The 13,654-nt window shown below is 65.1% G+C and carries 11 protein-coding genes and 1 pseudogene; 2 read left to right on the top strand and 10 right to left on the bottom strand.

The window, feature by feature from the left end:
* Positions 1-662 precede the first annotated feature (662 nt).
* Both NS365_RS20095 and NS365_RS20090 read left to right on the top strand, forming a co-directional pair.
* A complete protein-coding gene (locus NS365_RS20095) occupies positions 663-1,337 on the top strand; it encodes a spermidine synthase (protein ID WP_058602087.1) in 675 nt (224 codons plus the stop codon).
* A gap of 201 nt (positions 1,338-1,538) precedes the next feature.
* Positions 1,539-1,856, top strand: a complete 318-nt coding sequence (locus tag NS365_RS20090) for a hypothetical protein (protein WP_058602086.1) — start codon at positions 1,539-1,541, stop codon at positions 1,854-1,856.
* A 115-nt stretch (positions 1,857-1,971) separates the two neighbouring features.
* Here the strand turns inward: NS365_RS20090 and NS365_RS20085 are convergent, their stop codons facing one another.
* The 10 genes and pseudogenes from NS365_RS20085 to NS365_RS20040 form a co-directional block, all read right to left on the bottom strand.
* Entirely contained in the window at positions 1,972-2,319 is a 348-nt protein-coding gene (locus NS365_RS20085; protein WP_058602085.1) for a cupin domain-containing protein, read from the bottom strand.
* Positions 2,320-2,363: 44 nt separating this feature from the next.
* Positions 2,364-3,689: an NAD(P)/FAD-dependent oxidoreductase gene (locus NS365_RS20080; RefSeq protein ID WP_058602084.1), complete on the bottom strand. Its 1,326-nt coding sequence runs from the start codon at positions 3,687-3,689 to the stop codon at positions 2,364-2,366.
* A 14-nt stretch (positions 3,690-3,703) separates the two neighbouring features.
* Positions 3,704-4,594, bottom strand: a complete 891-nt coding sequence (locus tag NS365_RS20075) for an ABC transporter permease (protein WP_058602083.1) — start codon at positions 4,592-4,594, stop codon at positions 3,704-3,706.
* Between the two features lie 44 nt (positions 4,595-4,638).
* Positions 4,639-5,589 carry an ABC transporter permease gene (locus tag NS365_RS20070; RefSeq protein WP_058602082.1) on the bottom strand — a complete coding sequence of 317 codons (951 nt, stop codon included), beginning with the start codon at positions 5,587-5,589 and terminating at the stop codon, positions 4,639-4,641.
* A gap of 168 nt (positions 5,590-5,757) precedes the next feature.
* Positions 5,758-7,425 carry a peptide ABC transporter substrate-binding protein gene (locus NS365_RS20065; RefSeq protein ID WP_058602081.1) on the bottom strand — a complete coding sequence of 556 codons (1,668 nt, stop codon included), beginning with the start codon at positions 7,423-7,425 and terminating at the stop codon, positions 5,758-5,760.
* Positions 7,426-7,569: 144 nt separating this feature from the next.
* On the bottom strand, positions 7,570-8,901 hold the full coding sequence (locus tag NS365_RS20060) for an NAD(P)/FAD-dependent oxidoreductase (protein WP_058602080.1): 1,332 nt from the start codon (positions 8,899-8,901) through the stop codon (positions 7,570-7,572).
* A 1-nt stretch (position 8,902) separates the two neighbouring features.
* Complete coding sequence (locus tag NS365_RS20055) at positions 8,903-9,613, bottom strand: SDR family NAD(P)-dependent oxidoreductase (protein WP_058602079.1); 711 nt, start codon at positions 9,611-9,613, stop codon at positions 8,903-8,905.
* On the bottom strand, positions 9,610-10,101 hold the full coding sequence (locus NS365_RS20050) for a MarR family winged helix-turn-helix transcriptional regulator (RefSeq protein ID WP_058602078.1): 492 nt from the start codon (positions 10,099-10,101) through the stop codon (positions 9,610-9,612). Before NS365_RS20050 ends, NS365_RS20055 begins: the two co-directional genes overlap by 4 nt.
* Before the next feature lie 300 nt (positions 10,102-10,401).
* Entirely contained in the window at positions 10,402-12,042 is a 1,641-nt protein-coding gene (locus NS365_RS20045) for an ABC transporter ATP-binding protein (protein ID WP_058602077.1), read from the bottom strand.
* Positions 12,043-12,380: 338 nt separating this feature from the next.
* Positions 12,381-13,484: pseudogene (locus tag NS365_RS20040) on the bottom strand (IS3 family transposase).
* Positions 13,485-13,654: the final 170 nt, after the last annotated feature.

Raw genomic sequence — 13,654 nt, 5'->3', positions numbered from 1 at the left:
TAGGCGCTAACAGACCCTAGAGTCTGTTATGAACCCTAGACAAGACTTGTGTCGGGTCAGCGAAGAACAGGCCGCAAGGAGACAAGATCGGTCAAGACTGGCCGTCTTGTCCGATCTTGCCGACGGTCCGCAGGACGGGCGAGACACGTGGCTCGCCCGGAGATGACTTCGCTCACCCGACCCTTCGGGCTGCCCGCCTCGAACCGCCGGAGAGCGTCGCCGGTCTTGGACATAGAACCACTATGGCCTTCACCCGGCTCCTACCCGGCGGATCGGGGCGGGCAGCACAAGCCTTGTCTAGGGTCCATAACGGCCTCTAGGGTCCCAGCCGGCAGACGATCCAGCGGACGCGCGATGAAAGCATGAGGAGGCGAGAAACCGGGCCGAAGCAAACGGAGGCCGCGAAAGCATGATGTTCTGGGCCGGCTGGCGTTGCGCCGGTCAGTTCCGGCAGAGCCTTCTGGTCCGTTTTCGGGAACTCTGACCGAGACCTCCGACCTCGGCGGCGATGATCGTCCCGCTTGATGGCAAAATCTCTCGCCGGCTTTCCGCCTGCGCGTTACCAGTCAGCTTCCAAATGCTACAGCGAGCCTGTTCATGACCCCTCCTCCTTGCATTGTCGAAGCTGAGTGCCGAGGCGCTCTTTCCGAAAGGGCGGAGCGTTGATCCCCTGGGTGCCGCTCGGCACAGCGTCCATTCCGGGCGGCGGCGAATTGCGTCTCATGCGGCGCGGTACGGAATATTCCATCATGATCGGCGGGACCGAACTGATGAACAGCCGCCTCAGCGGCTCAGAGGAGGCCCTGGCCACGCTGGCGGCAGAGCGGATCGGCCCGCGCACGGGGGCGCGTGTCCTGATCGGCGGCCTCGGCATGGGCTTTACGCTTCGTGCGGCGCTGGCGAGCCTCCTGCCGGATGCCCGCGTCACCGTCGCCGAACTCGTGCCGGGCGTCGTCGCCTGGGCGCGGGCGGAGATGGCCGATGTCTTCGGGGACAGTCTGTCCGACCCCCGCGTCGACATCGCCGTGGAAGATGTGGCGGACACGATCGGCCGGGCCCGCGGTGCTTACGATGCCATTCTCCTCGACGTCGACAATGGTCCGGACGGGTTGACGCGAAGCGGCAATGATCGGCTCTACGGCCACGCTGGCCTTGCCGCAGCCCTTCAAGCGCTGACGCCGGGCGGGATCCTGGGGATCTGGTCACAAGGGCCGGACCCGGCCTTTACCACGCGCCTCGGCCGCAACGGCTTCCAAGTGGAAGAGATGCGTGTGAAGGCCGGACGCGGACGTGGAGCAAAACATGTGCTCTGGTTCGCGGCCAAGGCCGCTCGCTAGAGCGCGCACCACCCGGCCCGGCCGGTGCGCAGCCGGCTTCTCCCAGCCGTCTTGAAGCTGGGGACGGAACCTCCGACCAGCCGACCCCGCGAGGTTTTGGCGGCAGCTCTTATTATTCGGATTCCGAAAGGATCGACTGCCCCGCGAATTCGTTTGCTGCCCATACGCTCTCGCGCCGCGAGTGCGCTTTGGAGATTCACCATGCCTGCACGTTTCACCAAGCTGGACAACGCCATCAAGGCTGGCCTCAAGAACATGGCTGCCAAGGCTGCCGTCGATCAGATCGAATATTGGGAAGAGCAGCTGAAGGATGTCGGCGTGTCTGGATCGAAGGGGATTCTAGCCGATCTCCATTCGCTCAAGACCAAGCTCCAGGCCGACGAGGTGGACGGCGATGCGGTCAAGAAGCTCCTAGCCGATCTCGGGAGCAAGACGGCGAAGGTTGCCGGTCGCGTGGACGACAAATCCGTTTCCGAACATCTGGAGAAGGTCGGCAAGGGCTTGGAAGAAGCCGCTTGATGATCGGTTGAGAACGACCCGTCGGAAGAAAGCTCAGCTTCCGACGGGATACTTTTGGGTCATCGGGCCGAGTGTGCCTCAAGCCCGAACAGGGCGTGGCGCGCTCGCGAGGTACTCAGGGTTTCGGGATGACGGTCGCCAGCTTTCGAAACGGCGACAGGATTTCGAGCCGGCTGGGCACGCCTTTGGCGATGCTGACGATGGTGCCGGGGCCGATCGTCACGGGCGTTTCGTCGGCCTGCGAATAGATGGCTTCGCCTTCCACCACGACGAAGGTCTCTTCCAGATCGCGGCCGGGATAGTTGTAGATGCCGGACTCGGCCTTCCAGACGGCGATGATCGTGCCGTTCTCGGTGGAATCCTGCCAGATCTGACGGCGATAGGAGCCGCCCTCGCGCCCTTGCGCCGGCATGGCGGGCGTCAGGTCGATATCGTCGGATATGTTGAAGATGGGCATGGTCATGGCAGTCTCCTCGCGGGGCATTGTCAGGCTTTGGGTGAAGGGGGTCAGGCGTGCGGCGGCAGCGCCGCGCCGGACAAGCGCGTGGCGAGATTGTCGCGCACGCGGTAGTAGCGCAGCGTCAGCGCAGGGCCGAAGGCCATGTAGGCGGGGGCAGCGGTGAGCGGCTCCAGCTTCAGCGCCAGCTCGCTCTCTGTCTGACCCAGCGCCCATTCCGAGAGGATCGATCCCAGCATCGAGCCGGTCGGCACGCCCCGGCCCGAAAGCCCGGTCAGCGCCACGACGCCGGGCGCGAGGTCATAGAGGCGGGGAACGGTGCGGACCTGCATGTCCAACTCGCCGAACCAGAGATAGTCCCAGCGGATCGTCTCGCGGATTTGCGGGTGCAGCCAGGTCAGGCGTTCGCTCATCACCTGTCTCGTATAGGCGAGGTCGCGCCCGCGCCGCCCCATCGGGAACATCGAGCAGACGATGCGCCCCCCGCCATTGTACTTGTAGACATAGATGTCGCCGCGCCCGTCATGGATCGTCGTGTTATCAGGCAGGACGCTCTGGCGCGTTTCCGGCGAGAGAACCTGCGTGGCCGCGACGAAGACGCGCTGGATCTTGAAGGTCTGGTCGAGCTTCGGCCAGCCGCCGACCGTGTAGGCCCCGGTCGTGAAGATCACCTTGTCGGCAATCACGCGCCCGCCCGGCGTGCCGACCGCCCAGCCGCCGCTCGCCTCGCGCTCGCAGGAGAGGGCTGCCGATCCGGTGAAGATCCTCGCCCCTTCCTGCATCGCGGCGCGGGCGAGGCCCCTCGCGTAGCCGAGCGGGTTGAGATGGCCCGCCTCCTCGTGCAGCCAGCCACCGTGGAACCGCGGGCTGCCGGTGATGGCTTCCACCTCGTCGCGATCCACGAAGCGCGTGCGCGCGCCGACGCCATTGTAGGTCTCGACCTTGCGGCGGATCTCCGCGAGCGCCCCCTTGTGCGGCGCGCCCATGACATAGCCGTTCTGCACCCATTCGCAGTCGATCTGGTAGTCGCGGATCATTGCAGACACGCGGTCATTGGCCCGCGTCTGACGCTGGATCAGCCGCTCCGCCCAGGGCTCGCCCAACATGCGCCTGAGTTCGGGCAGGCTGTAATGGGTGAAGGTCGGCGTGCAATGGCCGGCATTGCGACCCGAGCCGCCGAAGCCCGCTTCCTCCCGCTCCAGAACCACCACATCGACGCCGGCCTTGGCGAGTTCCAGCGCAGTCGTCAGCCCGGCATAGCCGGCCCCCACGATGCAGACATCGGCACGGACGGAACCCTCCAGCGGGTTGGTTTGCGGCGCGGGCTTGGCGGTGGCGAACCAAAGCGTATCCTCGAAGGGCGAGAAGCGGGCCATGATCGAGCCTCCCGTCAGCTGAGGTCGCTGCGGGCGTCCAGCGCATCGCGCAGCCCGTCGCCGATGAAGTTGAAGCTGGTGACGGCCAGCGTGATCGCGACACCCGGCACGATGGCGAGCCAGGGGGCCTTGTCGAGATATTGCTGCGCGCCGTTCAGCATGTTGCCCCAGCTCGGCAGGGGCGGCTGGATGCCGTATCCGAGGAAGCTGATATAGGCCTCCAGAAGGATCGCGCGCGCCACCGTCAGCGTCGCCGCCACGATGATCGGCCCGACCGCGTTGGGCAAAAGCTCGCGAAACATGATCCAGCCGTTGGGCAGACCCAGCATCCGCGCGGCCAGCACGAAGTCGCGCTCGCGCAAGGAACGCACCTCGGCCTCGACCAGACGGGCGATCTCCATCCAGCTCGTGACCGCGATGATCACCGTGATCATGAAGGGGCTGGGCTTGACGAAGGCGGCGAGCGCCAGAAGCAGAAAGATCGAGGGAAAGGACAGGAAGGCGTCCACGAAGCGCATCAGCACCGCGCCGAGCCGCCCGCCGTAATAGCCGGCGACGACGCCGATCACCGTGCCGATCAGCGTCGAGAGCACCATGGCGAAGAAGCCGACCAGAAGCGAGATGCGCCCCGCGCTGAACAGCCGGGCGGCGATATCGCGCCCCAGCGGGTCGGTGCCCAGTATGTGGTAGCCGGTCAGCGGCGGCGCGAAGCGGGCGCGCAGGTCGATATAGAGTTCGTCATAGGGCAGGAGATGCGGGCCGACCACGCAAGCGAAGATCAGCACCGCGATCATGACCAAGCCCACCACCGCGAGCTTGTGGCGCGCGAACCGGCGAGCGGTGCGGCTGCGCCACCAGCGGGGGGAGGGGGGGGCGGCGGCGATGGGAAGCGTTGCGGCGGACATGATCTAACCCCTTCAAGCGATGGCGACGGAGCGTCGGGCAGGCGTCATCCCAGGCGGATGCGCGGATCGACGAGCGCGACCAGAAGGTCGGCGATGAGACTGCCGGCGAGGACGAGGATGGCGGAGAACATGAGAAGGCCCATGACGACGGGGTAGTCGTGATAGCCGAGACTATCGAGGAAGAGCCGCCCCATGCCGGGCCAGGTGAAGACGGTCTCGGTGACGAGCGCGCCGCCCAGGATGGTGGGCAATTGCAGGCCGGCGAGCGTGATCATCGGCAGAAGCGCGTTGCCCACCACATGCTTCATCAGGACCCGGCGCTGCGTCAGACCCTTGGCGCGGGCCGTGCGCACGAAATCCTGATTGATGACATCGAGCGTCGCGGTGCGCATATAGCGGCTCCACACCGCGATGTTGACGAGCGCCAGAACGAGGCTCGGCATCACCAGATGGATGGCGTAGTCATAAAAGGACTGGTCGCCGATCGTGTACATGCTGCCGACCGGCAGCCATTTCAGCTTCAGCGCGAAGACATAGATGGCGACGAGGCCGAACCAGAAGGTCGGGATCGACAGCGCCACCATGGCGCCCACCGTCGCAGCATAGTCGAAGAGCGAATAGCGCTTCGTCGCGCCCTTGATGCCGATCCAGGTGCCGACGAGGATCGAGATCAGCGTGGACGAGCCCATCAAGAGAAGCGTGGCGAAGAGGTGCCCGGAGATGATCTCCAGCACCGGCCGCTGGTCGCGATAGGACGTGCCCCAGTCGCCCTGGAGGAGACGCCAGCCCCAGTCGAGATACTGGATCGGCAGGGGCCGGTTGAGGCCCATCTGCTCGGCGATGCGGTCGATCGCCTCGCGCGTCATGCCAGGCGTGAGCGCGAATTGCGACAAGGGGCCTCCGGGCGCGAGGTTCAGGACCGCGAAGCCGATGATCGACACGAGCACCAGAAGGATCAGGCTCTGCCAGAGGCGGTTCAGAAGATAGGACAACATGGTGCTGGCTCCGGATCGGCGGATGGTCTGTCCTGCGCGCGGGACGCGCCATGCGGGGCGTCAGGGAAGGGAGCGCGCGGACCTTGGCGTTCGTGCGCGCGCTGCCGCTTCGGCGGGCCGGGCCTCGCATGCAGGCCGGGCCGATCACGTGATCAGGCGATCACTTGATCAGGCGAGGCTCCAGTGGCCGACATTCCAAGTGTCGATGCGGGTGTTGATGTTGTAGGCGACGCCTTCGACGCCCTGCTTGTAGCCGCGCACCGTCGCGTACTGGAACAGGGGCAGGAGCGGCAGCTCCCGGCGCATGATCTCCTGAATCTTGAAATAGGCCGCGCGGCGCTCTTCCGGCACGAAGAGGCTGCCGCCCTGCGTCAGCAGATCGTCCACTTCCTTGTTGGCGAACTGCCAGTTGTTCTGGCCCGAGCCGCCCTTGGCGGGGCTGGAGGTCGAGCGGAAGAAATCCGACGTGTCCGGGTCCGGGCCGGTCAGGAAGTCGAGGCCGACGATCACGCTGTCGAACTGCGACAGCATCCAGTAATCGCCCCACATGACCGCCGGGGGCAGGTTGGAGATCGTCATTTCGATGCCCAGATCCTTGAAGGACTGCTGCATATATTGCTGCACCTGTTCGCGGATGTGGTTTCCCGCTGTCGTGGAACAGGTGAAGGCGAGCTTCACGCCGTCCTTGGCGCGCACGCCGTCCGCGCCGGGCACCCAGCCCGCTTCGTCCAGCAGGGCCTTGGCCTTTTCGGGCGAGTATTCGTGCTTCGGCAGATCGGGGTTGTAGTAATAGGATTGCTGCGGAACGTAGCTTTCGGTCGGCGTCGGCAGTCCGTAATACAGCGCGTCGATGATCGATTGCTTGTCGATCGCGTGATACAGCGCCTCTCGAACCTTCGGGTCCTTGAACTGCGGGCGCTCCATGTTGAGCGTCAGGGATTCGATGGTCGATCCCGGCACAACGGACACGACCTTGCCCTCCAGCGTCTTGGCTTCCTCATAGTGATCGGGCGTGATCCACTGGAGGCCGGCCACGTCGATGTCGCCCGCCTTGAACTGGGTGTACATGACGTTGAGATCGGGCACGTATTTGTAGATCAGGGTCGCGATATGCGGACCATTGCCGAAATAGTCCTTGTTGGCTTCCAGAAGGATATAGTCGCCGGCGACGCGCTGCTTCCACTTGAAGGGGCCGGTGCCCACGGGCGCGTTGTTGAAGGGGGCCGTGTTCGGATCGGCCGCCGCGCCCAGGATGTGCTTGGGCGTGATGAAGGTCGAGGCCAGGATGGAGGGATAGGGCGCGAAGGGCTTTTCCATCTTCCAGGTGATCTCGGTCGGCGAGACGACGGTGAGATCCCGCACGAACTCATGGCCGGTCTTGCGCCAGGAGCGGAAGTTCGGATTGACCAGAAGCTCCAGCGTGGACTTCACGTCCTCGGCGGTGAAGGGCGTGCCGTCGTGCCATTTCACGTCGTCGCGCAGCTTCACCTTCCAGGACAGACCGTCCGCCGAGATGCCGCCATTCTCGACCGTCGGCACTTCGGCCGCCAGCGCCGCCACGAAGGCACCCTTCTCATCGACATAGAAGAGCGGATCGAAAATGCTGAAGTGAATGCCCTCATCGACTTCGATATGGGGCATATGCGGGTTGAAGACGGTGGGCTCCTGCGAGAAGCCCACGGTCAACTGGCCCTTGGCGTCCTGGCCGCCTTGCGCGAAGGCAGCGCGTGTGAGGCCGGGCAGGCCGGTCATCACGAGGCCGGACGCACCGAAGGCGAGAAGCCCGAGCGCCTGGCGGCGGGTGGTGGTGAGGAATGGCTTACGGCTGTCGGGCATGGTGTCGGTTCCCCTTGGTCGGATGGAATGGCTTGGGATCACATCGTTGCATCCGCCTCTGCGGGCGGTGGACCTCCCGGCGGCAGTCGCCTGCCGGCATGCTCTTCGGGGCGGCGCGGCAGCCTGAGCCGCCGCGCCGCACGCTCAGAAACCGCTGATCAGTTCGATCTTCGAGCCGTCCGAGAAGCGGCTGAAACGGAAGTCGTGCCGCTCGACCAGCGGCGTGCGACCGGACACGATGTCGGCCATCAGCCGCCCGGCGGCCGGGCCGATGCCGAAGCCATGGCCAGAAAAGCCGGTGGCGACATGGAAGCCGGGGATCGCGTCCACCGCGTCGATGACGGGCACGGCATCGGGCGTCACGTCGATCATCCCGCCCCAGCGCTGGGCGATCTCGGCTTTCTTGAACACCGGAAAGGCGACCGACAGGCGCTTCATGGCCGCGTCCGAAATGGCCTTGGACGGCACGGGATCGAGTACGCGGTTATATTCGAAGGGGGAGGGCTCATCGAGCGCCCAGCGGCGAGCTTGGCGCGCCTCGTCCAGGAAGCGCCCGCCGACCCGGAAGCGCAGCGCGCGCCATTCATGCGAGAGAGCCGGCATGAACTTCGCGGCATGGCGGAAGGAGGCGGGAACGATATCCACCACGTTGCGCGATCCATCCGCGATCGTGTAGCCGCCGTCCTCGCGCTTGCGCAGGGCAAAGCCGCTCGCCCAGATCGCCTCGTCCGGCCCGCCTTCCAGCGGCTTGGTGCGCAGGACCGAGTTCAGGACCTTCAGCTGCGGCAGGTCGAGCCCATTGTTGCCCATGAAGAGGCTGGACCACGCCCCGCCCGCCAGCACCACGGAGGAGCAGGCGATCTCGCCGCGCTCGGTGACGACACCCGACACCTTGCCGCCCGAGAGTTGCAGACCCCGCACCGCGCATTCGGTAAGGATATGCGCGCCCCGGTCGCGCGCCGCCTCGGCGATGGCGGGCGCGGCCTTCTGCGGCTCGGCGCGGCAGTCGCCCGCCGTGTAGAGCGCGCCGGCGATCTTCATCGTGTTGCCGGGATATTTGGCGTTGAACTCGGACGCGCTCAGCATCCGGCTTTCGATCTGGTAGCCTTCCAGATTGCGGTTCCAGCGCTCATGATCGGCGAAGGATTTCTCGTCGGTGCAGGTGAAGACGATGCCCGAGCGCTTGAAGCCCGTTTCGCGCCCCGTCCGCCGGTTGAGATCGGCCCAGATGCGCAGCGACTCCGCCATGAGAGGCACTTCGCGCGGGTCGCGCCTGGAAATGCGAACCCAGCCCCAGTTGCGGCTGGACTGCTCGTGGCCGATCCCGCCCTTCTCGCAGAGCGCGACCCGCAGGCCCCGTTCAGCCAGTTCCAGCGCGGTGGAGGTTCCGATGATCCCGCCGCCGATGACGACGACATCCACCGCCTTGGGCAGCTCGGCATCGCCATGGACGGGAACGACATAAGGACCGGGCATATCAGAAGAATTCCTCAAGCTGGCAATTGACCGCGAATTCGGCGACCGAGGCGGAGTTGGGCAGGGCCAGAAGCAGCGCGACGACGCGGGCGAGATCGCCGGGCTGCGTCAGGAGTTCGGCCGGGCGATCGGTGATCGCCGCCGCCATGTCGGTGGCGACGAAGCCGGGGCAGACGGCAGTGGCGCGAACGCCCTGGTCGAAGCCCGCCTGCCGGATGGCGTGGGCGAGCGCGACGGCGGCAAATTTGGATAGCGAATAGCTGCCCGCGCCTGGTGACTTCACGCGCTTGCCGGACAGCGAGGCGAGAATGATCACCCGGCCCCGGCCGGTGGCGCAGAGAGAATCCCAAGCCGCTTTCGCAAGCCGGCGCGGCGCCTTCACATTCACCCCCATCATGGCGTCGATGTCCTCGTCCTCGGCTTCGATCACGCTTTTGGGGATCATGATGCCGGCATTGGCGACCAACGCGTCGATCCGCCCGAAGCGAGCGAGCGCCGCCTCCACCCAGCGCGCCTCGCCGCTCGTGTCCTCGGCGTCGTAGGCGAAGAGATGCACCCGGTCCTCATGGCCGGAGGCCCAGGCCGGCAGGGAAGGGCGGCGCATCCCCAGCGAAACACGCCAGCCCTGGCGCACAAGCTCGGCGGCGATGTGATCGCCAATGCCGCGGCTGGCGCCCGATACGAGCACGACGGGACTTTGGGGATCGCTCATGAGAGGCCCACGATGCGCCGATAGGCGCGCTTGAGGATGTCGGTGACGAGCTTCTGCTCGTCCTCGGGGATGAAGGAGAAGAAGTCGCGCGACTGCTGCGGCACGATCTCGCGGATCTTCACCGCCAGCGCCGTCCCGGCCTCGGTGATGAAGAGCTGCTGGGCGCGGTTGTCCTCCGGCGAGATCTCGCGACGGATGAGGCCATGGCCCTCCATCTGATCCAGCAGCCGGCCCATGGCCGAGCGGTCCTTGAGGATCAGATGCGCGATCACGGAGGGGCGGATGCCCGGATAATCGTCCACCAGAAGAAGGGTCGTGATCTTGCCCGTGCCCTTGGCAACGTCCAGCCCTTCCAGACGCTCGTCGAGATCGCGCGAGACGGCGAGATTCACCGTGCGGATGTAGAAGCTCAACGTGTCTTCCAAGACATCGATATTGATGTCCTGCGGCAGGGTCGGCGGCGGCGTCTTGGGCTTGGCTGTCTTCATCGGTCTCGGTTCGGGCGCGCGCACTCCCGCCCTGCCGCGCCGCATCCTTGCTGCGCGGCGATCAGGGCTCGGCGGCCGTGTCGCTTGTCGGTTTTATGACACTATGAAAGGCCAGATAGTGGATATTGGCAACCATTTTCTGGCACTAAGACCGTAATATTTTTGATTTGAAATCAACCGCTTACATGGAAAACAACAGCGTCGCCGGCACCTAAGGCGCCAGCGGTGGGAGACGGCCCAAAGGGCCAAGACGCGCGTTCCGGTCGCCGGCCTTGGTGCCGGCGACCGTTCGGCGATGAACTAGCCGGCTTCGGCCGCCGGCTCCCAGTCCGCGCCCGGAATCGCCGAGACGAGCTTGCGCGTATAGTCGTGTTGCGGGTCGCGGAAGATCGTGGTGGGCGGGCCGCGCTCCACCACCACGCCCTTGTACATCACGATCACCTCGTCGCAGATCTGGCTCGCGACGCGCAGATCGTGGGTGATGAAGATCATCGCGACCTGCGTCTCCTTCTGAATCCGGTCCAGAAGCTCCAGAATCTGCGCCTGGATTGACACGTCGAGCGCCGACACCGCCTCGTCCGCCACCAGAACGAGTGGGTCGAACATCAGAGCGCGGGCGATGCCGACGCGCTGGCGCTGGCCGCCGGAGAATTCGTGCGGGAAGCGGTCATAGGCCTGCTCGTCCAGCCCGACGAGCTTGAGCAGGCGAAACGCCTTGGCGCGCGCCTCGGTCACGGACAGGCCGTGCGCCACCGGACCGACGGTCAGGATCCTCCCGATCGTATGGCGCGGGTTGAGCGAGGCGAAGGGGTCCTGGAAGATCATCTGGATATAGGGCCGCAGCGGCCGGAACGCCTCCTCGCTCAGTCCCGCGATGTCCTGGCCCTGGAAGCGGATCGAGCCGGCGTCCGGCTCCAGGAGTTTCAAAAGCACGCGCCCGAGCGAGGACTTGCCCGAGCCGCTTTCGCCCACGACGCCGAGCGTCTGGCCCTGGCGGAGCTGGAAGCTGACGCCGTCCACCGCCTTGACCACGCGCGTCTTGCCGAAGAAGGAGCCGGACAGCCGATATTCCTTTTCGAGCTTCTCCACCTCCAGCACCACGGGCGCATCCGAGCTGATCTCGGCTGCGCTGGCGCGCATACGCGGAACGGCGGCCACCAGGCGCTGCGTATAGGGATGGGTGGGATGGACCAGCACCTCTCCGGCCGGTCCCTGTTCGACCAGCTTGCCCTTTTCCATCACCACGACACGATCGGCGATCTCGGCCACCACGCCGAAATCATGGGTGATGAACATGACGCTCATGCCCTTGCGCTTCTGGATCTTGCGGATGAGATCGAGAATCTGCGCCTGCGTCGTCACGTCGAGCGCCGTGGTCGGCTCGTCGGCGATCAGAAGGTCGGGATCGAGGGCGAGCGCCATCGCGATCATGACGCGCTGGCGCTGACCGCCCGACAGACGAAACGGATATTGAAAGCGCATCAGCGCGGGGTCGGGCAGGCCGACCTCCTCCAGCAGCGCCATCACCTTGGCCTCGCGGCTTGAGGCCGTGCCGTGGCGATGCGTTTCCAAGACTTCGAGGATCTGGTCGCCGACCGTCATCAGCGGATTGAGCGCCGAGAGCGGATCCTGGAAGATGATCGAGACGACGCGCCCGCGCAGCTCGCGCATCTGAGCTTCGCCAGCCTTGAGAATGTCGATGCCTTGGAAGTGGATTTCGCCGGCGCTGGCTTTGATCGCCGGCGGCAGCAGGCCCATGATCGTGTTGGCCGTCACGGATTTTCCCGAACCGGACTCGCCGATGATGCAGAGGATTTGGCCGGCGGGCAGATCGAAGGAAATATCCTCCACCGCATGGCGCCGCTCCATGCCGGGCGGAAGATCGACGGTCAGATGTCGAACGGAGAGCACCAAGTCGGCTGGCACGGCGATCTGGGACATGCGTTACCCCCTTTGCCATCTGGGACGCCGATCTGTCACCCCCGTGCGCCACACCGAGATGATGGACGGTGTCCACTATCTCGTCCAGTCATGATTTCCCCGTCGCTGCTCGCTTTTTCGGCAGGAGCGACCTCAAACTGCTCGAATATCGGGAGGATCGCAAAACTCGTGTGCATCCGAGCCAGCGTTCAGCTTGACGCCATATCAGACGTCATGACTGTGTTGATCCTAAGCGTTGTCCTCAGGCCGCGGCGGCGAGCGCAGTCTCAGCGAATCTGAATCGCCAGTGCATGAAATCGCCTATGTGTTTGGTCCTGACCCGGCCTTTGGCGCAGGCGTCATGAGAACTCTCGGACTTTCCCAAGTTGATCCGCGAACTTGGCCGGGGTCAAGTTACCCAAGCTGGTGTGCGGACGGTGGTGGTTGTAGTCCTCCCGCCAGGCCTCGATCCGGGACCGGGCGTCGGCCATGGACAGGAACCAGGAGGCGTTTAGGCATTCGCTGCGCAGGCGGGCGTTGAAGGCTTCGATGAAGGCATTGTCGTCAAGCTTTCCCGGCCTCGAGAAGTCCAGCTCGACCTTGTTCAGGTAGGCCCACTGATCGAGCATCCGACCGGCGAACTCTGGGCCGTTGTCCACCCGAATGCTCGCCGGCTTGCCGCGAAGGGCAACGAGCCGGTCGAGCTCCTCGGCGACTTGATACGCCCGGAAGTTCGTCCTCGCACAGGTCGCGAGAGCCTCTCTCGTATGGCAGTCGAGGATGGTCAGGATTCGGAACGGCCGATCGTCGAACAGCCGGTCCGACACGAAGTCCATCGACCAGACCTCGTTGGCATGCTCCGCCGTGGCCCGGCCCACCCGGTACCGCGAGGATCGCCGGCGCTTGGGGCTTCGCGTGCGGATCGACAGCCCTTCCTCGCTGTAGAGCCGGTACACGCGCTTGTGGTTGATCACCCAGCCCTCCCGCTGGAGCAGGATGTGCAGGCGTCGATATCCATAGCGGACCCGGCTCGCGGCCAGATCCTTCAACCGCATGCGCAGCGCTGGTGCCGGATCGCGGCGCGACTTGTAGCGATGGGAAGCCCGTCCAAAGCCGCTGGCCTGGCAGGCTCGGCGCTCCGACACGGCAAACGCCGCCTGGAAGTGCCGGACTTGCCTCGCGGCGCCGGACGGGCTTCACCACTTTTTTGCAGGGCATCCTGCAGCATCGTCTTGTCCAGGCTGAGGTCGGCCACCAGCCGCTTGAGCTTGGCGTTCTCCTCCTCGAGCTGCTTCAGGCGCCGGATCTCCGACACGCCCATCCCGGCATAGACCTTTTTCCATCGATAGAACGTCGCCTCGGCGATCCCCATCTTCCGGCAAATCTCGCCGACCAGTGTGCCGTTCTCCGCTTGGCCGCAGGGCAAAGGCGATCTGCTCGTTCGTGAACCGCTTCTTGGGCATCGGCTCTCTCCTCTCGTCGAGAAAGCCTGCCCGAAAATTCTCACACCGTCCGGACCAGTTTCACGGGTCATACCAACGGGCACTGATCAGAACCGATGTGCCCAGTCGCGCATGCCGATGGAGATGATTTTCCAGGGCTGATTGACGAGCTTGTTCCAGGCCTCGCAGCA

Source organism: Aureimonas ureilytica (assembly GCF_001475935.1).
GTDB lineage: Bacteria > Pseudomonadota > Alphaproteobacteria > Rhizobiales > Rhizobiaceae > Aureimonas > Aureimonas ureilytica_A.
Note: the sequence above shows the minus strand (reverse complement) of the source record. Positions and strands in the feature narration are given on the sequence as shown.

Excerpts from the sequence above, each read along its gene's own strand:
- NS365_RS20055 (WP_058602079.1), bottom strand. The coding sequence starts at position 9,613 with ATGAGCGATCCCCAAAGTCCCGTCGTGCTCGTATCGGGCGCCAGCCGC.
- NS365_RS20085 (WP_058602085.1), bottom strand. The coding sequence starts at position 2,319 with ATGACCATGCCCATCTTCAACATATCCGACGATATCGACCTGACGCCC.
- NS365_RS20060 (WP_058602080.1), bottom strand. The coding sequence starts at position 8,901 with ATGCCCGGTCCTTATGTCGTTCCCGTCCATGGCGATGCCGAGCTGCCC.
- NS365_RS20080 (WP_058602084.1), bottom strand. The coding sequence starts at position 3,689 with ATGGCCCGCTTCTCGCCCTTCGAGGATACGCTTTGGTTCGCCACCGCC.
- NS365_RS20045 (WP_058602077.1), bottom strand. The coding sequence starts at position 12,042 with ATGTCCCAGATCGCCGTGCCAGCCGACTTGGTGCTCTCCGTTCGACAT.
- NS365_RS20070 (WP_058602082.1), bottom strand. The coding sequence starts at position 5,589 with ATGTTGTCCTATCTTCTGAACCGCCTCTGGCAGAGCCTGATCCTTCTG.
- NS365_RS20050 (WP_058602078.1), bottom strand. The coding sequence starts at position 10,101 with ATGAAGACAGCCAAGCCCAAGACGCCGCCGCCGACCCTGCCGCAGGAC.
- NS365_RS20075 (WP_058602083.1), bottom strand. The coding sequence starts at position 4,594 with ATGTCCGCCGCAACGCTTCCCATCGCCGCCGCCCCCCCCTCCCCCCGC.
- NS365_RS20065 (WP_058602081.1), bottom strand. The coding sequence starts at position 7,425 with ATGCCCGACAGCCGTAAGCCATTCCTCACCACCACCCGCCGCCAGGCG.
- NS365_RS20090 (WP_058602086.1), top strand. The coding sequence starts at position 1,539 with ATGCCTGCACGTTTCACCAAGCTGGACAACGCCATCAAGGCTGGCCTC.